Origin of the sequence: Hyunsoonleella flava, from assembly GCF_004310325.1 — a bacterium.
Classification (GTDB): domain Bacteria; phylum Bacteroidota; class Bacteroidia; order Flavobacteriales; family Flavobacteriaceae; genus Jejuia; species Jejuia flava.
On the sequence record NZ_SIRT01000002.1, the window covers coordinates 15,272 to 30,440 of the forward strand.

Genomic DNA, 15,169 nt, shown 5'->3' on the forward strand with positions numbered 1-15,169 from the left:
TTAATCAATTTGAAATTATGGTAACCCTAAAACAGCTAGCTAAGGAGTTAAACGTATCCATTTCAACCGTTTCTAAAGCACTTAATGATAGTGAGGAAATTGGTGAGGAAACGAGAAAGCGCGTTAAAGAGCTTGCCAAATTATACAACTATAAGCCTAATAAAGTTGCGCTAAGCCTTAAGCAAAACAAAACAAAGACGATTGGTGTAATCATCCCGGATATTCTTAATCATTTTTTGTCAAAAGTGCTATTTGGAATTGAAAGAGAGGCAAATTTACATGGCTATAATATTATTACATGTATATCAAATGAATCGCTTCAAAAAGAAAAAGATAGCTTGCAACTACTAGCTAATGGCAGTGTAGATGGCTTTATTTTAAGTATTGCTGAAGAAACACAAACCGAAAATGAAATAAATCATTTTAAAGAAACAATTAGTCAAGGATTACCAATAGTAATGTTTGATAGGGTAGCACATGATGTAAAATGCGATAAGGTAATTGTTGATAATTTTGAAGCTACCTACAACGCTACAAAAAACCTAATTGCAGAAAATCGAAAGCACATTGTTTTTATTAGTAAAATTGATAATATTAGTGTAGGTAAACTAAGAGAGCGGGGTTACAACAAAGCTATGCTTGAAGAGGGTTTAGAAACCAATGTACTTAGAATTTTAAAGGGTGACGATACTCAACAAAAAATTAAGCGCCTTTATAAAAAGCATACAGAAATGGATGGTGTAGTTGCAGCCGATAGTGCTTCAGGGGTTATTGCCATTAATATGGCAAGAAATTTTAAGAAAAAAGTACCAAAAGATATTTCTGTAGTAGGGTTTTCAAGCAAAAGTGTATCAAACCATTCTGTGCCAAAATTGTCTATTATTCGTCAACATGCAAAAAAAATTGGAGCACAAGCAGCTCAATTGTTAATAGATAGATTGAATTCTAGCTCTGAAACTCATAACGATTACACAACCAAAATAGTAAAGACTACCTTGGTGAAAAGTAAATCTACCTTATAGAATTGGAAATTAACATTTTATAATATTTAAGGTTAAATATTGCCAGTTGTTTAGGTATGCAGTTCAACCTATGTATTTCGTCGATAAAAAAAGCATTTCATCGATTATATTGTATTCACTGTGTCTATTGCATGTAATTTAGCAGTGCTTTAGAGCACATAATCCCTCCGCTCACTAATAAAGCTTAATTAATCCTTTTTTTGACCCCTCGGTCTCAAATCCCCTCAAAAGAAAATAGCTTCGTATGCTTTTATGCATTCGATTTTAGTTAATTATTCCATTTATCCCTTCATCAAAACTTTTGTGTTAAAGGTTTTGATGTTAGAAAATTAACACAAAGGAAAAGTTTAAATTAAAATTGAATATTTATGAAAGCCCTAAAAATTACATTGATTTTAGCAGTATTATTTGGATCATTAACATCTTGTGTAAGACAAGACTTAAATGAAGACGATTTATTAGAAAACACAGAAACCGAATTGCAGATGCCTCCAACCGGTGGTCAAGGTCAAGATGGATAGACAAAGTATGATATAAAGTAGAAAGCCTCATTGTATAACTCAATGAGGTTTTTTTTATTTAATAAATATAGATACATTTGATTGAACTGTATGGCATATCTGTATTTTGAAAACTAAAAAATTTGTCCTTGCTTTTGTAATATTTGTAAATTATTTGAATACACAAAATGAAATCTTTACACGTAAGATAGATTCAGTAAAAGCCATTTTGTCAAATAAAAACGCTTCAGATTCATTAGCTGTTTCACGAGAGTATTATGTCTTAGGGGAGCTTTATCGAAAAACTTTAACAAATAATGATAGTGCCTATTTTTACTATCAAAAGGCTGAAAAATTATTTAGGCAAAATAATTTGCAACTTGAGTTTGCTCAAGCATTGTTTGGTATAGCAGTTTTACAAACAAATGACAAGGACTATACGGGAAGCGAAGTCACTTCAATTGAAGCAATAAGTGTTCTAGACAAGTTAACACGAACTAATGAGGTAGATAAGTATAAGGCATATCTTTACAATAATCTTGGTATCGTTTTCAATGAGCTAGGTCAATTTGATGAGTCTGTACGATACTATCAAATTGCCTTAGATTTAAAAAAGAGCCTTGAAGGTGATTTCAGAAGAAGCATTGCTTTGTCTGAAAATAATCTGGCTTTTGCTTATAAAAATGCTGGACTATATGAATCAGCTATACCTATTTATGAAAAAATGTTGGCTGATAAAGCTCTTATTGAAGAGTATCCTGATGTTCATGTTTTAGTGCTGGGTAACTATGCAAATACTCTTTATTTATCTAATAAACAAGAGCAGCTACCAACTCTATACCTCAAAGCTTTAAAAATTTGTGATAGCATAAATGATACATACAATTCCATCATAATAAATCAACATCTCGCGGAATTTTATAACGATAAAAATAAGATAGATTCCGCAAAATATTATGCTTACAAGGCTAAGGAAATGTCTGAGAATTATGCAAATGACGACTTGTTGAAATCACTTTTGCTACTTTCAAAAATTGAAGAGGGCGAAAAAGCAGCAGAACACTTAAAGGCTTATGTTAAATTAAGTGATAGCTTGCAAAAAGCCGAACGGAAAATTAGAAATAAATCAGCAAGAATCCGTTTTGAAACTCAACAAATAGAGCAAGAAAATATCAGGATAGCCCGAGAGCGTATGTGGTTGGTTATTATATCAATTATTTTACTTGTGGCTGGGGTACTTATCTATATTATCATATCTCAACGAGCGAAAAATAAGGAATTGAAATTTGCAAAACAACAGCAAGAGGCAAACGAAGAGATATATAATCTGATGTTAGGCGAACATGAAAAAGTAGAAGAGGCAAGAGCAATTGAAAAACAGCGCATTTCCCAAGAACTGCATGACGGTGTTTTAGGTAGGTTATTCGGAACAAGATTGAGTTTAGATAGTTTAAACATGAACAATAGCGATGAGGCTATCAAAACTAGAGGGCAATATATAAGCGAACTCAAAACCATTGAAGAAGATATTAGAAAAGTATCCCACGAGTTGAATACAGATTTTATTTCTGGTTCTGGCTTTATTGATATCATAAAGACGATGGTTGAAACGCAAACTGCAGTTTATAAATTGAATTATGATTTAAATTATAACGATGACATTAATTGGGACGCTGTGTCAAACAAATCTAAAATACATATTTACAGAATATTACAAGAATCGCTTCATAATATCCATAAACATGCTAATGCTACTTACATTATTATTAGCATAAAACTAGAAAATAATGTAATTTGCTTAACAGTGACAGACAATGGTTCTGGCTTTGACGTCTCAAAATCAAAAGCAGGAATCGGTCTCAAAAACATGAATGCTAGAATAAAAGAAGTAGATGGTTCAATATTAGTTGAATCGGAAAAAGATAAAGGAACAACTGTAAGTATAAAGGTCCCAACCAAATACCTGTAGCTTATGAATAAACCTGAGCACATTAAAATATTAATGATTGATGATCATCCTATCATTATTGAAGGGTATCAAAACACATTACAATTTACTAAGAAGGAACACCAAGAATTGGATATTGACATTGCCAATAACTGCGATGAAGCACTAGCCTACATGAGAAAGTCTGTAGATAGTAATACCCCCTATGATTTGCTGTTTGTTGATATAAGTTTACCACCTTCTAGTGATGGACGTATGAATTCAGGAGAAGACTTAGCGGAATATGCGCGTAAAGTTTTACCAGATGCAAAGATTATCATCCTTACTATGTTTAATGAATCGTTTAGAATTCATAATATCATAAAAAATATAGATCCTGAAGGGTTTTTGATTAAAAGCGACTTAACGTCGAGTGAACTCGCCAGTGCATTTCAGGCTGTACTTAGTAATCCTCCTTTTTATAGTGGTACCGTAAATAGTTTTATTAGAAAATCCATTACTAGTGACATCGTAATTGACGATAAAAATAGAAAGATTCTGTACCTACTCTCGCAAGGTGTAAAAACTAAAAACTTAGCATCTCATTTAGATATCTCTTTAAGTGCTGTAGAGAAAAGAAAAAAACAACTAAAAGAACTTTTTGAGATTGAAGATGGGCAGGACGAATCGTTATTGAATGCAGCTCGCGCAAAAGGATTTATTTAATAAAACACACTTTATTTCCTATTCAAAAGGTAGATTTTCGAAAATACGTTACTTTTTTTGAGCTTGAACCCCTTATTATGATTAGCTTCTATAAGTTCACCGTAATCTTGTTACGGTTTTTCCGCACCTTGAAGAGAAAACTTATACCTAAATTTGTAAAGTCAACATATCAGATTAATTAATCCCTCGATTTTTTTTGTTGATAATAGCAATTTACAAGGCCCTGTGGAGGTGAGAGACCCACAGGGCTTCTTCTTTTTAGTTATACATTAAAAAGTACTTCGCTGTATTCAATAAGCTTTCCAATATAAAGCCCAAAAAATATTACGGCCACAATAAACTTTAAAAGTGTTGAGGTTAAAAATCCAATAAAGGATCCAAAAGCAGCTTTCACGGCAGTTTTAGAGTCATTTTTATTAATCAATTCACCAATTAACGCTCCAACAAAGGGGCCAATGATGATACCACCGGGAATAGGCGACAACAATCCAACAATCAAACCTATAGTTGTACCAATCATACCATATTTAGAACCGCCAAAGCGTTTTGTGCCAATAGCAGGAATAATATAATCCAGTATCCATATAGAAGCAGCAATTATAAAAGTAACCACTAAAAACGTGGTATTCATTGGTATGACTTCAGTGAAATGTATAATGAGCAGACCTACCCAACTTGTAATAGGCCCGGGCAATACGGGTAGAAAGCTACCAAGTATACCAAGCAGCATAAAAAGAGCCGCAATAATTATTAGAATTATATCCATTTTTTTAATATCAGTCGATATAAAAATTTAATTGTTACAAAGTAATTAATTTCCCATATTTAGAATCTAAAAAAATTGTACTTTTCGCTTTCAGAAGAAACCTATGAAGCAATTTTGTGTCATTCTCTTAGTTTTGATGGTGAGTTCTTGCGACTATTTCAACGTAAAAAAAACATCATCAGAAGCTATTTTAAAAGAAGAATTACAAGCTTTTGATTGGGAGCATGTGGATACCTATCCAAGTTTTGCGCAATGCGATAGTCTTCAGCTAAAAGAAGAACAAAAAGCTTGTTTTGAGAGCACCTTGTATGCTGAGATTAGTGAGTTTCTTCAAAATGAAATAATTATTGTTACACAAGATATCAATGACACGTTAATATTAAAGTTAAGGGTTTCAAAAGAAGGAGATGTATCGTTATTGGATACAAAAATGGATTCCCTAACAAGAAGTGAAATTCCAGAGTTACAAAATCTTATATTGAAAAGTTTAGACGCGCTACCTAAGATAAATGCAGCGATCAAACGCAGTCAGCCCGTTACTACAGAATTTGAAATGCCTTTAATCGTTAAGGTTGAATAATAAAAAGCTTATTATTGATTAAAACCGAATGGCCAATTTTCGCATGAGTCGGAGAATTTCAACATATAACCAAACAAGCGTTACCAATAGTCCCCACGTAGCTAACCATTCCTTATATTTTGGAGATTTGTTCTTGTGCCGCTCAATATAATCAAAGTCCAGAAGCAAGGATAAAGAAGCAAAAATAGCCGCAACAATATTAAAAATGATAGCGGGCCAGGAAGTGCCCCAAATAAAAACTTTGATGCCAAAGAAACTAAGTATCCATGAAATGATATATATCACAAAAATGCTTGTTGCCACAGTAATAATAACGCTTCTCAGTTTTTTAGTTACTACAATAATTCGCGTTTGATACAGTAAGAGCATCACAAAAAAAGTCACCATCGTGATACCTATTGCCTGATAAGGTAAGTTTGGGAAATGTGCATGGGCATATGCCGTAGTAGCTCCAAGAAAAAACCCTTTGGCAATAGCATAGAGCGGTACCAAAATATGTGCCCAATGCTGTCGCACGGAAATCACAATACTAATTATAATGGCAGCCAACATGCCTCCCATGGAATACCATTTTATTGTGGCGCCCTCACTGTGCAACTTCCAAATGCCAATACAAATAATTATCATGATAAGAATAGACAGCAATGATTTTATGAAAATTCCAGTAACGGTCATCTTTCTAGGAGACGGATTGTCATTATTAAAAAAGTAACTGTTAAAAGCGGGGTTGGTAGTCCTATCAAGTAATTTCATGTCTAAATCTAATAAATTATCTTTTAAAACTGCGTCCTTTCCACTTGTAGCCTTTGAATAATGACAGTATAGCAACATAAACACTAAAAAAAGGATATATAAAAAAACTGATTAGAAAACTTCTAAACACTTGTCTTTGATTGAAAAAAGCAGAGGTTTTATATAATAGCAGGAAGTCAATATTAAGCTTAATAACCAAGATATAAACCCAAATTTTAATATTAAAAAAACCGAAAAGTGAAAGTACTGGTAAAATCAAAATCATAAGATTCATGAGAAAAACGGATAGTCCCGTGAGTTTCCCAAACCAACTATGATAGTTTCCCGTTTTTGCTGCCCACCGTATGCGTTGTTCAATGAGTGCAGCCCATGATGGTTGGGGTTTTGTGGAGACAATAGCCTTTTCGAATTTTAAATAATGTATCAATTTAGGATACTTAATAATAATTTTTTCAAGTAGAAAAATATCATCACCACTTGAGATATTGGAGTTACCTTCAAACCCATTTAGCTCTTGAAAAGTTGCTTTGGTGTATGCGAAATTTGCACCATTACAAAGAAAAGGTTGGCTTACACCGAAACCTCCAATCGTAGCACCTTGTAAACTCATGAAATCGAGACTTTGAAACCGACTTAAAAATGAATGTTCATCATAATATGTTACAGGAGCTGTTATACAAACCGTATTGTGATTTTGAATAAACCCATCAAAACTATCCAACCAAAATTTTGGTAAAATGCAGTCGGCGTCTGTTGTAACAATCCATTCATGTTTTGCTTGTTTTATTGCATTTGTAATAGCATCTTTTTTTGGTGCATTTGTAATGCGATCATTCTGAATAATTTTAAGATTCAAACCTGAATTGTTTAATGCAGTATTGATTAGGGCAACTGAATTATCTTCGGACTCATCATCAATTAAAATAACCTCAAACAGATGCTTTGAATAATTAAGATGTTCTAAGGAACGCAATAATTTTGGTAAGTTATAAGCTTCATTTCTAAATGGAATCACAACAGAAAACCTTGTTTTTGCTTGTATATCAGATAATACAAAGGTTTTTACTTTATCAAAACCAATAGTGAAACTTACTATCAACGCCAAGTATAAAACTGTGATGGTTATACAAAGGATTATCATGCTAATCGTTTTGGGTTAATTTAAAATTCAATACGTAGTAGCTTCCAAAAATACTTGGTATTGCAAAATTCAATAGCCACATGATAGTGATAGTACTTAAAATAATGAGTTCGTTTACTCCTAAAATACCAAAAAGGTAAACGGCAATACTGCCTTTTATAACCACATCAAAAATAAAAATTGATGGTAGTAGTGAAGCTATAAAATACATGCTTGTGATAACAGACATTGCCTCTAAATACGAAATATCAACTTTAAACAATGATAAAATGAGATAGAATTGGAACGAAAAAACGAGATAACGCATAAAAGATAAAACAAAGGCTATATAGAATTTTTGTTTGGGAAAATCAGAAAAAAATATTTTTATGCGTTCTATCGAAAATCCTTTTAATTTAAAACGCTTATGGGTAATTCCAAAAGCGGTAAGTAATACAACGGATAAGATTATAATTAAAAATCGACCAATGCTATAGTAATCTAGCTCTACATGGTAAGTATTAGCAAAAAAGCTAAAACCAATAATGCCCATTGCTACGGTTACACTCATTTGTAACATATTGCTCAAAAGGTTTGTGAGCATTACTTTTTTACGCAGATGAGGCAGATAGTAAATGGCTTTAGCACCATATTCTCCTATCCTGTTTGGTGTAAATAATGACGCGGTAAGTGAGCCCAAACTTTGCTCCATTGCATTTTTGAAGCTTATTTTGTTGATTGGACTTATCAAATTTTGCCATTTCAAAATTTCTAAAAACCAATTGAAAATAGATAAAAACAGTAGAAAAATGATATTTTTTGATGAGAAAACGCCATTTTTTGAAGTAAATTGAATAAAACGGTGAAATTCCAAATCGGGATTTTTTGCTAGTTTTTGATAAATAAAATAACTGGCCCCAACTACTATACTTAATTTAATAAGTACAAAAAAGAATTGTTTAGTTTTGTATGGAAGCCTGTAACCCATAGTTTGAGATTGCAAAATAATCATTAATGCAGTTATGAGTCCAAAAATCAACATACTTAAATGGAACCTTCTAATGGTTTGGTGTTATTTGAGTTGTTTTTCGGTTTCTGGACAGGGAGATACCAGCACATTTAAAGCTCAAATAGCGTTAGGGGTTAATAGTCCATCCAATGACGGATTTGTTCAAAATTTCAAAGGAAAGTCTGTTAATTTTCCAACAGTAAATTTGGGATTGCAGTATATGTTTACAAGACATTTGGGAGGTAAATTAGATTATGGTTTTAGTCGAATTTCGAATGAAACAAATTCACCAGAATTTAAATTAAACTATTCCCGTGTAAATCTACAGGCAGTTTATGATGCATCTAGAGTTGTTTCGTTTTCTCAAAGAATGGGGACGTTTTTACATGCTGGCCCAGGATTTTCAATGGTCAAGCCTTTGGGGAACTACACCAATAATGATGTGTCGTTCTTAAATGTTATGGGAGGTGTGGAGTTTCATTATGGTATTTCAGATAGTCTAACGTTGTTTTTAGATACGTCTTATATTCTTGGGATGGGCAGTGATTTTAATCCTGTATCTTCAGGTTTTGGAGCTTTTAATGGCGATTTATTAACAATAACCTTTGGTGCATCAATTTCACTAAGTGGTTGTTATTTTTGTGGAGATTGATGCAAAAGGAAAAAATTATTTTGGGTATTGACCCTGGAACAACCATTATGGGGTTCGGGCTTATAAAAGTGGTTGGTAAGACGATGACGTTTTTACAATTGAATGAACTGGATTTAAAAAAATACAGCGATCATTACTTAAAATTGAAGCTTATTTTTGAACGCACCATCGAGCTTATAGATACCCACAACCCAGATGAAATTGCCATTGAAGCCCCGTTTTATGGCAAAAATGTACAGAGTATGCTAAAATTGGGGCGCGCCCAAGGCGTAGCTATGGCAGCAGGTTTAAGCAGGGAAATACCCATTACGGAATATTTACCCAAGAAAATAAAAATGGCCATTACGGGCAACGGAAATGCTAGTAAAGAGCAGGTCGCCAAAATGCTACAAAGCTTATTGGGCTTAAAAACATTGCCAAAAAATTTGGATGCTACAGATGGATTGGCTGCTGCGGTATGTCACTTTTATAATTCTGGTAGAGTTGAGGTTGGTAAAAACTATTCGGGGTGGGCTAGTTTTGTGAAGCAGAATGAAGATAGAGTAGGCCCCCTAACCCCCAAAGGGGGAATGAAAAACGCAAAAAAATGAGTATGAGTAAGGGTTCCTTCCCTTCGGGGAGGCTAGGAGGGGCTGCCGGCATCTACATCCATATACCATTTTGTAAACAAGCATGTCACTACTGTGATTTTCATTTTTCAACATCATTAAAAAAGAAAGATTCGCTCATCGCATGTTTGGTTAAGGAACTTGAACTTAGAAAAGAAGAGCTTCAAAATAAAACTGTTGAAACTATTTATTTTGGTGGCGGAACACCCTCTTTATTGACGACTGATGAGTTACAATTTTTGATTTCGGAAGTCTATGAGAATTTTAAAGTTGCAGAACACCCTGAAATTACCTTAGAAGCTAATCCCGATGATTTAATGTCTGTTCGAGCGCAGTCGAGAACTATTTTTGAAGACTACAAGCAAATTGGAATAAACCGTCTTTCAATAGGTATTCAGTCGTTTTTTGAGCGGGATTTAAAACTGATGAATCGTGCGCATAATTCAGAGGAAGCCAAAGCCTGTTTAGAAGAAGCTACAAAATATTTTGATAATATTTCAGTCGATTTGATTTATGGAATTCCTGGATCAAGCAATAAAGAATGGATTCAAAATATAGATACAGCTTTGTCTTATGGCGTACCTCATGTTTCGTGTTACGCCCTAACAGTAGAGCCAAAAACGGCATTAGCATCATTTATTAAAAAAGGCATTATTGAAAATGTAGACGATGATTTGGCGCAGGAACAATTCAATATTTTAGTTGAAAAATTGGAGGAAGCAGGATTTGTAAATTATGAGTTGTCCAATTTTGGTAAACCTGAATATTTCAGTAAAAATAATTCGGCGTATTGGCAAGGGAAACCCTATTTGGGCATCGGGCCATCGGCACATTCCTTTAATGGTGACCAACGCAGTTGGAATGTGTCTAATAATACAAAGTATATTAAGAATATTCAACAAAACATATTGCCATCAGAACTGGAAGAACTCTCAACAACTGATAAGTTTAATGAGTATATTATGACGGGTTTAAGGACTATTTGGGGCGTGTCCTTAAACAAGGTTAATAACGACTTTGGAGGTGCTTACAAAAAGTATTTACTTGAGCAATCTGAAGTTTTTATAAATGAACATTTATTGTATATTGATGATGATAAACTTTTAGCCACAAAAAAAGGTAAGTTTCTAAGCGATGGTATCGCTTCCAGTCTTTTTAAAATTAATTTGTCTTGATTACAACGATACAATACAATTCCAGAAAATTACAAATCGATTTATCCAAACCGCTAGATATTTCAATACCCATGCGTGCGTCAAAATCCAATGTAAATGCATGGTATGTCGATGCTCCAAAAATTGAACCTGTAAAAGACGGCGATTGGGTTGCTACTGTAAAAGACGGGGCATGTATTAACTTCAACAACATTGAATTTAATCCTCATGCACATGGGACACATACAGAATGCGTAGGGCATATTACCAATAAGGTACATTCTGTAAACCAAAATTTAAAACAGTTTTTCTTTTTAGCAGAGGTAATTACCGTTGCGCCAGAGAATTACTTAAAAGACAAGGTTATTTCTAAAAAACAACTGCAGTTTGCCTTGGGCAATAAGAGAAGAGATGCTGTGGTGTTAAGGACTATCCCTAATACCAAGGAGAAATTATCGCGCCAGTATTCTAATACTAATTGGCCCTATTTGCTTAAAGATGCTGTTGAGCTTTTGGTGAAAAAAGGGATAAAGCATTTGCTAATTGATACTCCAAGTATAGACAGGGAAAAAGATGAATGTGAGTTATTGGGGCATAATGCCTTTTGGAATACCAAAGGGAAATTGCGAATGGATGCCACAATTACCGAACTTATTTTTGTGCCACATACCATTCCTGACGGGGAGTATTTTTTAAATTTACAAATAGCTCCTTTTGAGAATGATGCTACCCCAAGTAAACCTGTTTTATATAAAGTGATGAGCTAAATGGAAATTTTTATAACTATAATACTAGCAGTTTTGGTAACCTTAGGTGTGGTTACCGTTATAAAATCGTTTAAGAGGAAGCAATTGGTAAACGCACAGTCCACTATTCTCTTGAACAAGATTAAAAAGGTGTGTAAGTTTATTACTGTTGAAGGCGATTTTGCTGAGATTTACCATTATGAGGATGTAAAACAAAAATTTTTAAAATTGATTTCTAGCAAGAAGAAGGCCTTGGTGGTAATAAACGCAAAAGCCCATGTTGGATATGATTTGTCTAAAATTCAGTTGAAGTCTGATGTGGATAAAAAACGAATTATTTTGGAACATTTTCCGCAGCCTGAAGTGTTATCTATTGAAACGAATTTGAATTATTATGATAAATCGGACGGACTTTTTAACAAGTTTGAAGCTGCAGATTTAACCGGTTTACACAATGAAGCCAAGGTACATATAAAGGCTAAAATTCCAGAAAGCGGATTGATTCAAGTGGCACAGAAAGAAGCATTGGAGACTATTTTATTGATTGAAACTATTGTGGAAACAATCGGTTGGAAGTTGGATTATTCAGCTTTGAAAATTGACTCGGCAGATAAAAAGTTGCTGGAATAGATACTGCTGTTGGCGGATACGCCCGCGTTAGGGATTGAACGGTATGTTGGAGCTCCCGACGCAGGAGGAGCGACTAGTAAAAGCCCGACCACGCTTGAAGCGTGGTAACGTCCAAAATACCTTGCCTAGTTGTAATGAATATAGAACAAATAAGAGCATACTGTTTAGCTAAAAAAGCATCTACGGAAGAATTTCCTTTTGACGAGCACACCTTAGTTTTTAAGGTGCTGGGGAAAATGTTTTTGATGGCGCCATTGCGGAAATGGGAAGCTGGAGAGGCTACAATTACCTTGAAATGCGACCCAAACCGCACCATGGAATTGCGAGACCGTTACCCTAGTATATACGCTGGGCCTTATGTGAGTAATAAACATTGGAATACTGTTGATTTGTTTAAAGGTGAAATTTCTGCTGAGTTTACAAAGGAGCTTATTGACCATTCTTACGATATGGTTGTAAAGGGGATGACTAAAAAAATGAGGGATAGTTTATTATAAACGAGCGATGTTTTTAAAATGCCCTAAAAAACCTTATTCTTGCATAACAAACCATATAGATGAGCGTTTTACAGACTTTAAAGGATAGAAGTGGTAGCACTTGCGAGTTGTGTGCTTCTAAGAATGATTTACAACAATATAATATACCGCCCACACAAAATGAAAATGTTGAGCATGCTATTTTGGTTTGCAATACGTGTTTAAATCAAATTAATGGTGATGAGGAGATGCATCCCAACCACTGGCGTTGTTTAAATGATAGCATGTGGAGTGAACATATGCCAGTACAAGTAATGGCTTGGAGAATACTACAGAGGCTGAGAGATGAAGGGTGGCCGAAAGATTTGTTGGATATGATGTATTTATCAGATGAGGCACTTGCTCTAGCCAGAGCTACTGGGGAGCATGAGGAAGCTGAAAACAAAATAGTACATAAGGATGTAAATGGAGTGACGCTAACTACTGGAGATAATGTGGTACTTATTAAAGATTTAAAGGTGAAGGGTTCAAGCATGGTGGCAAAGCAAGGAACAGCGGTACGTAATATTCGTTTAGACCATGAAAACGAGAAATATATTGAGGGCAAAATAGGTGCGCAACAGATTGTAATTATTACAGATTTTGTTAAGAAAACTTAATCTTGATTCTTCTTTTTAAAAATCTCTAATCCTAAGGGGAACATAAAAACAAGGAAAACATATCTACCTGTTACCAAACCGTAGATGGTAATTGCTGCAAGAACTATCATGAGTAATACTTTGTAGCTGTATTTCATTTTTCTTAAATGATTATTTATTATTTTCAATGTATAAAAATAAATATACATGCTAGAGATTAGGCCAACTTGTGAAAATTGTAATACGCCCTTACCCTTCGATTCCGAAGAAGCGATGATCTGTACTTTTGAATGTACGTTTTGTAAAGACTGCGTAAATACTGTTTTGCAGCACGTTTGTCCTAATTGTGGTGGTGGTTTTGAAAAGCGGCCAATTAGACCAGCACGATTGCTGGAAAAATATCCTGTTTCAAACAAGATAGTCCACAAGCCCGTAGACGTAAGTAAGCATAATGATTTTCTTAATGGACCTAATAATAAACAAACCTAAACGGAAGTATCAGCAATAATTTTCCATTTACCATCAATCTTTTTAAATACTAGCATAAAGAGGCCATCGGCATTGCCAACCTCTCGTTTAATGTGATATTCTCCTAGAACATAATATGAATCTGGAGCTATATTATTAACGGCATTTATTTTAAAACTTAATTTTCCAGTATAGGCGGCTGTGGGGTAATAGGTTAAATAATGGTCTAAGGTGTTTTCCCAACCGTAGATAACGCCCTTATTACCATAGAAAGCTAGTGAGTCACTTTGCCAATACCCTTCCATATAACCCTCTATGTCATTATTGGACCATGCTATACGTTGCTTTTTTAATACTTTATTTATTGCTTTTATATCAGAGTCTTTATTTACTTGAGCATTGGTAAAGCCAAAAGCCAAAAAACAAAAAAGTGTAATTAATTTTCTCATAATTGTAGGTTTTCAATAGTAATTCTGGGTAAATGTAAACAAAAAATCATGCCAAAAGTGCTCATCGTCGATGAAAATGACATCCAAAATTCATTCAACGTTAGTAAAAATGGATTTGTCGAAAAAAAAAGTATTTTTTGATTTATGTAGCTATATTTACAACATAATCAGACGATTAATAGCCCAAATTTATTGTTGAATTAAAAATTTATGTTCTATGGACTTAAGAATTACCAATTGTAATAATTTCTTCAAATTAAAAGGTATTCTGAATAAGGATAATGTTGATGTATTTCGTTCAGAATTCCAAGAAGCATTCGAAAAATTTGATAGCCTCACTATAAGCATAGAAGGTTTGGAAAGCGTTGACCGCTTTGGTGTGAATGCTCTGGCAGATTTGCATACGCAATCTTTGAAAGTTAACAAGCAGTTTTCAATTGTAGGTTTGGGCTGTAAGGAGCTTTACGATCATTTTAAATCCTGTGAAGCGGCATAATTTTAGGAGACTGAAATACGTAATTTAGCCTATATGTTTTCTGTTTCAAAATCTTTTTTACTTATAATTGTAAGAAATTTAAATTATTTTATTACATTTACATCGAAAATAATCGATTAAAACCCAAATTTATCGATATAAAGCATGTTGTGATATGGATTTAAAAATAATTTCTTGTAATAATTTCTTCAAATTAAAGGGAGAGCTTAACGAAAAAAATGTTGCCCTATTTAAAACCGAGTTTCAAGAGGCTTTAGAAAACTTTAATATGTTAACCATTAGCGTTGAAGAGCTAAAAAAAGTTGACAATACAGGAGTTAATGCTTTTTTGGAATTGCAGTCCCAGTCTGTTAAAAATGATATTCAACTTTCAATAGTTGGAAATGGCTGTGAAGCACTTTTCCACAGTTTTAAAACTACTGACGTTGCTGTAGCATAATATGTGCTGC

At 33.9% G+C, this 15,169-nt stretch carries 21 protein-coding genes; 15 read left to right on the plus strand and 6 right to left on the minus strand.

Annotated features, from left to right (window positions below; genetic code table 11):
• Nucleotides 1–17 precede the first annotated feature (17 nt).
• The 4 genes from EYD45_RS03215 to EYD45_RS03225 all read left to right on the plus strand — a co-directional run bounded on the left by EYD45_RS03215 (nucleotide 18) and on the right by EYD45_RS03225 (nucleotide 4,175).
• A complete protein-coding gene (locus tag EYD45_RS03215; RefSeq protein ID WP_130962923.1) occupies nucleotides 18–1,022 on the plus strand; it encodes a LacI family DNA-binding transcriptional regulator in 1,005 nt (334 codons plus the stop codon).
• Nucleotides 1,023–1,390: 368 nt separating this feature from the next.
• Complete coding sequence (locus tag EYD45_RS16705; protein ID WP_165453880.1) at nucleotides 1,391–1,543, plus strand: hypothetical protein; 153 nt, start codon at nucleotides 1,391–1,393, stop codon at nucleotides 1,541–1,543.
• 106 nt (nucleotides 1,544–1,649) lie between these two features.
• Nucleotides 1,650–3,491 (plus strand): tetratricopeptide repeat-containing sensor histidine kinase, encoded by a 1,842-nt coding sequence (locus tag EYD45_RS03220; RefSeq protein WP_130962924.1) that lies wholly within the window; start codon nucleotides 1,650–1,652, stop codon nucleotides 3,489–3,491.
• Nucleotides 3,492–3,494: 3 nt separating this feature from the next.
• A complete protein-coding gene (locus tag EYD45_RS03225) occupies nucleotides 3,495–4,175 on the plus strand; it encodes a response regulator (protein ID WP_233702506.1) in 681 nt (226 codons plus the stop codon).
• A gap of 262 nt (nucleotides 4,176–4,437) precedes the next feature.
• On the opposite strand, the gene EYD45_RS03230 is transcribed toward EYD45_RS03225, so the two are convergent.
• Nucleotides 4,438–4,941: a DUF456 domain-containing protein gene (locus tag EYD45_RS03230; protein WP_130962925.1), complete on the minus strand. Its 504-nt coding sequence runs from the start codon at nucleotides 4,939–4,941 to the stop codon at nucleotides 4,438–4,440.
• Nucleotides 4,942–5,044: 103 nt separating this feature from the next.
• On the opposite strand from EYD45_RS03230, the gene EYD45_RS03235 reads away from it, so the two are divergent.
• Nucleotides 5,045–5,521, plus strand: coding sequence for a hypothetical protein (locus EYD45_RS03235; RefSeq protein ID WP_130962926.1), 477 nt, complete (start codon nucleotides 5,045–5,047; stop codon nucleotides 5,519–5,521).
• An 18-nt stretch (nucleotides 5,522–5,539) separates the two neighbouring features.
• Here the strand turns inward: EYD45_RS03235 and EYD45_RS03240 are convergent, their stop codons facing one another.
• The 3 genes from EYD45_RS03240 to EYD45_RS03250 are packed head-to-tail and all read right to left on the minus strand — an operon-like array spanning nucleotide 5,540 to nucleotide 8,382.
• Nucleotides 5,540–6,274: a Bax inhibitor-1/YccA family protein gene (locus EYD45_RS03240; RefSeq protein WP_130963278.1), complete on the minus strand. Its 735-nt coding sequence runs from the start codon at nucleotides 6,272–6,274 to the stop codon at nucleotides 5,540–5,542.
• Nucleotides 6,275–6,290: 16 nt separating this feature from the next.
• Complete coding sequence (locus tag EYD45_RS03245) at nucleotides 6,291–7,415, minus strand: glycosyltransferase family 2 protein (RefSeq protein WP_130962927.1); 1,125 nt, start codon at nucleotides 7,413–7,415, stop codon at nucleotides 6,291–6,293.
• A 1-nt stretch (nucleotide 7,416) separates the two neighbouring features.
• The gene (locus EYD45_RS03250; RefSeq protein ID WP_130963279.1) at nucleotides 7,417–8,382 is read right to left on the minus strand and encodes a lysylphosphatidylglycerol synthase domain-containing protein; all 966 of its coding nucleotides are present in this window, start codon (nucleotides 8,380–8,382) and stop codon (nucleotides 7,417–7,419) included.
• Nucleotides 8,383–8,416: 34 nt separating this feature from the next.
• Between EYD45_RS03250 and EYD45_RS03255 the strand changes: the two genes are divergently transcribed.
• From EYD45_RS03255 to EYD45_RS03285, 7 genes are all read left to right on the plus strand, one after another.
• Complete coding sequence (locus EYD45_RS03255) at nucleotides 8,417–9,055, plus strand: outer membrane beta-barrel protein (RefSeq protein ID WP_130962928.1); 639 nt, start codon at nucleotides 8,417–8,419, stop codon at nucleotides 9,053–9,055.
• A complete protein-coding gene (gene ruvC, locus EYD45_RS03260; protein WP_130962929.1) occupies nucleotides 9,055–9,645 on the plus strand; it encodes a crossover junction endodeoxyribonuclease RuvC in 591 nt (196 codons plus the stop codon). Before EYD45_RS03255 ends, ruvC begins: the two co-directional genes overlap by 1 nt.
• Before the next feature lie 2 nt (nucleotides 9,646–9,647).
• Nucleotides 9,648–10,838: a radical SAM family heme chaperone HemW gene (gene hemW, locus EYD45_RS03265; protein WP_130962930.1), complete on the plus strand. Its 1,191-nt coding sequence runs from the start codon at nucleotides 9,648–9,650 to the stop codon at nucleotides 10,836–10,838.
• The gene (locus tag EYD45_RS03270; protein ID WP_130962931.1) at nucleotides 10,835–11,584 is read left to right on the plus strand and encodes a cyclase family protein; all 750 of its coding nucleotides are present in this window, start codon (nucleotides 10,835–10,837) and stop codon (nucleotides 11,582–11,584) included. Before hemW ends, EYD45_RS03270 begins: the two co-directional genes overlap by 4 nt.
• Nucleotides 11,585–12,193 (plus strand): DUF4230 domain-containing protein, encoded by a 609-nt coding sequence (locus EYD45_RS03275; protein WP_130962932.1) that lies wholly within the window; start codon nucleotides 11,585–11,587, stop codon nucleotides 12,191–12,193.
• A 134-nt stretch (nucleotides 12,194–12,327) separates the two neighbouring features.
• Nucleotides 12,328–12,690 (plus strand): MmcQ/YjbR family DNA-binding protein, encoded by a 363-nt coding sequence (locus EYD45_RS03280; RefSeq protein WP_130962933.1) that lies wholly within the window; start codon nucleotides 12,328–12,330, stop codon nucleotides 12,688–12,690.
• A gap of 59 nt (nucleotides 12,691–12,749) precedes the next feature.
• Nucleotides 12,750–13,328 carry a PhnA domain-containing protein gene (locus tag EYD45_RS03285; protein WP_130962934.1) on the plus strand — a complete coding sequence of 193 codons (579 nt, stop codon included), beginning with the start codon at nucleotides 12,750–12,752 and terminating at the stop codon, nucleotides 13,326–13,328.
• On the opposite strand, the gene EYD45_RS16710 is transcribed toward EYD45_RS03285, so the two are convergent.
• The gene (locus EYD45_RS16710) at nucleotides 13,325–13,465 is read right to left on the minus strand and encodes a hypothetical protein (RefSeq protein WP_165453881.1); all 141 of its coding nucleotides are present in this window, start codon (nucleotides 13,463–13,465) and stop codon (nucleotides 13,325–13,327) included. The two genes, EYD45_RS03285 and EYD45_RS16710, sit on opposite strands and share 4 nt — an antisense overlap.
• A 49-nt stretch (nucleotides 13,466–13,514) precedes the next feature.
• On the opposite strand from EYD45_RS16710, the gene EYD45_RS03290 reads away from it, so the two are divergent.
• Nucleotides 13,515–13,796: a DUF1272 domain-containing protein gene (locus EYD45_RS03290; RefSeq protein ID WP_130962935.1), complete on the plus strand. Its 282-nt coding sequence runs from the start codon at nucleotides 13,515–13,517 to the stop codon at nucleotides 13,794–13,796.
• On the opposite strand, the gene EYD45_RS03295 is transcribed toward EYD45_RS03290, so the two are convergent.
• Complete coding sequence (locus EYD45_RS03295) at nucleotides 13,793–14,224, minus strand: YybH family protein (RefSeq protein WP_130962936.1); 432 nt, start codon at nucleotides 14,222–14,224, stop codon at nucleotides 13,793–13,795. The genes EYD45_RS03290 and EYD45_RS03295 overlap by 4 nt on opposite strands.
• A gap of 217 nt (nucleotides 14,225–14,441) precedes the next feature.
• Between EYD45_RS03295 and EYD45_RS03300 the strand changes: the two genes are divergently transcribed.
• Both EYD45_RS03300 and EYD45_RS03305 read left to right on the plus strand, forming a co-directional pair.
• Nucleotides 14,442–14,720 carry an STAS domain-containing protein gene (locus EYD45_RS03300; protein WP_130962937.1) on the plus strand — a complete coding sequence of 93 codons (279 nt, stop codon included), beginning with the start codon at nucleotides 14,442–14,444 and terminating at the stop codon, nucleotides 14,718–14,720.
• Nucleotides 14,721–14,874: 154 nt separating this feature from the next.
• On the plus strand, nucleotides 14,875–15,159 hold the full coding sequence (locus tag EYD45_RS03305; RefSeq protein ID WP_130962938.1) for an STAS domain-containing protein: 285 nt from the start codon (nucleotides 14,875–14,877) through the stop codon (nucleotides 15,157–15,159).
• The last annotated feature ends 10 nt before the right edge of the window (nucleotides 15,160–15,169 follow it).

What these genes read in the sequence shown, in the direction of transcription:
- EYD45_RS03215 (WP_130962923.1), top strand. Translation starts at nt 18, where the DNA reads ATGGTAACCCTAAAACAGCTAGCTAAGGAGTTAAACGTATCCATTTCA.
- EYD45_RS16705 (WP_165453880.1), top strand. Translation starts at nt 1,391, where the DNA reads ATGAAAGCCCTAAAAATTACATTGATTTTAGCAGTATTATTTGGATCA.
- EYD45_RS03225 (WP_233702506.1), top strand. Translation starts at nt 3,495, where the DNA reads ATGAATAAACCTGAGCACATTAAAATATTAATGATTGATGATCATCCT.
- EYD45_RS03230 (WP_130962925.1), bottom strand. Translation starts at nt 4,941, where the DNA reads ATGGATATAATTCTAATAATTATTGCGGCTCTTTTTATGCTGCTTGGT.
- EYD45_RS03235 (WP_130962926.1), top strand. Translation starts at nt 5,045, where the DNA reads ATGAAGCAATTTTGTGTCATTCTCTTAGTTTTGATGGTGAGTTCTTGC.
- EYD45_RS03240 (WP_130963278.1), bottom strand. Translation starts at nt 6,274, where the DNA reads ATGAAATTACTTGATAGGACTACCAACCCCGCTTTTAACAGTTACTTT.
- EYD45_RS03245 (WP_130962927.1), bottom strand. Translation starts at nt 7,415, where the DNA reads ATGATAATCCTTTGTATAACCATCACAGTTTTATACTTGGCGTTGATA.
- EYD45_RS03250 (WP_130963279.1), bottom strand. Translation starts at nt 8,382, where the DNA reads ATGGGTTACAGGCTTCCATACAAAACTAAACAATTCTTTTTTGTACTT.
- EYD45_RS03255 (WP_130962928.1), top strand. Translation starts at nt 8,417, where the DNA reads ATGAGTCCAAAAATCAACATACTTAAATGGAACCTTCTAATGGTTTGG.
- ruvC (WP_130962929.1), top strand. Translation starts at nt 9,055, where the DNA reads ATGCAAAAGGAAAAAATTATTTTGGGTATTGACCCTGGAACAACCATT.
- hemW (WP_130962930.1), top strand. Translation starts at nt 9,648, where the DNA reads ATGAGTAAGGGTTCCTTCCCTTCGGGGAGGCTAGGAGGGGCTGCCGGC.
- EYD45_RS03275 (WP_130962932.1), top strand. Translation starts at nt 11,585, where the DNA reads ATGGAAATTTTTATAACTATAATACTAGCAGTTTTGGTAACCTTAGGT.
- EYD45_RS03280 (WP_130962933.1), top strand. Translation starts at nt 12,328, where the DNA reads ATGAATATAGAACAAATAAGAGCATACTGTTTAGCTAAAAAAGCATCT.
- EYD45_RS03285 (WP_130962934.1), top strand. Translation starts at nt 12,750, where the DNA reads ATGAGCGTTTTACAGACTTTAAAGGATAGAAGTGGTAGCACTTGCGAG.
- EYD45_RS16710 (WP_165453881.1), bottom strand. Translation starts at nt 13,465, where the DNA reads ATGAAATACAGCTACAAAGTATTACTCATGATAGTTCTTGCAGCAATT.
- EYD45_RS03290 (WP_130962935.1), top strand. Translation starts at nt 13,515, where the DNA reads ATGCTAGAGATTAGGCCAACTTGTGAAAATTGTAATACGCCCTTACCC.
- EYD45_RS03295 (WP_130962936.1), bottom strand. Translation starts at nt 14,224, where the DNA reads ATGAGAAAATTAATTACACTTTTTTGTTTTTTGGCTTTTGGCTTTACC.
- EYD45_RS03300 (WP_130962937.1), top strand. Translation starts at nt 14,442, where the DNA reads ATGGACTTAAGAATTACCAATTGTAATAATTTCTTCAAATTAAAAGGT.
- EYD45_RS03305 (WP_130962938.1), top strand. Translation starts at nt 14,875, where the DNA reads ATGGATTTAAAAATAATTTCTTGTAATAATTTCTTCAAATTAAAGGGA.